Source organism: Stenotrophomonas pictorum JCM 9942 (assembly GCF_001310775.1).
Classification (GTDB): domain Bacteria; phylum Pseudomonadota; class Gammaproteobacteria; order Xanthomonadales; family Xanthomonadaceae; genus Stenotrophomonas; species Stenotrophomonas pictorum.
Genome location: NZ_BAZI01000762.1, coordinates 1 through 641, shown reverse-complemented (window position 1 = coordinate 641; position 641 = coordinate 1). Strand labels below are relative to the sequence as shown.

Sequence of the window (641 nt, the reverse complement as noted above, 5' to 3'; positions counted from 1 at the left end):
CCGACCGCCCGGACGTGGGCTATCAATATGTGGTGCGCGCCTTCGCCCCCGGCGTGGGCATCAACGAAGACCCGGTCACCGGCAGCGCCAATGCGCTGGTCGCCGCCCACCTGCTGGCCCACGGCCGGATCAAACCGTTCCAGCAGTACCTGGCCAGCCAGGGCCGCGAGCTGGGCCGCGCCGGCGAGGTGCGGGTGGAGGTCGATGGGGATTCCAATATCTGGATCGGCGGCGAGGTGCAGCAGGTGATCAGCGGGCAGATCGAGTGGTGAGCCACCTTGCTCCGCGGCACCCGCGACCCCTCTGCCCCCTGATTGCCAGCCCACCCCACTGATTACGGACAACCTGCCATGACCACCCGCCGCTTCCTGCAACTGGACGTCTTCGCCCCCCGCCCCGGCACCGGCAATCCGCTGGCCGTGGTGCTCGACGCCGACGGCTTGGACGAGGCCGCCATGCAGGCCATCGCCCGCTGGACCCGCCTGCCCGAGACCACCTTCATCTTCGCCCCGACCCGGCCCGGCAGCAGCTACGGTATCCGCATGTTCGCGCCGCAGAAGGAGGTGCCGTTCGCCGGCCATCCCAGCGTCGGCAGCGCACATGCGGTGCTCGAAGCCGGCATCGCCGCGCCGGTGGACTGG

2 protein-coding genes are annotated in these 641 nt (G+C 70.5%); both read left to right on the top strand.

The window, feature by feature from the left end; translation table 11 throughout:
* On the top strand, positions 1 to 272 hold a 272-nt coding region (locus tag JCM9942_RS17555; RefSeq protein ID WP_172675212.1), incomplete at its 5' end, for a PhzF family phenazine biosynthesis protein.
* Between the two features lie 78 nt (positions 273 to 350).
* Positions 351 to 641 (top strand): PhzF family phenazine biosynthesis protein (locus JCM9942_RS17550; RefSeq protein ID WP_157723082.1); only part of this gene is annotated, 291 nt, incomplete at its 3' end.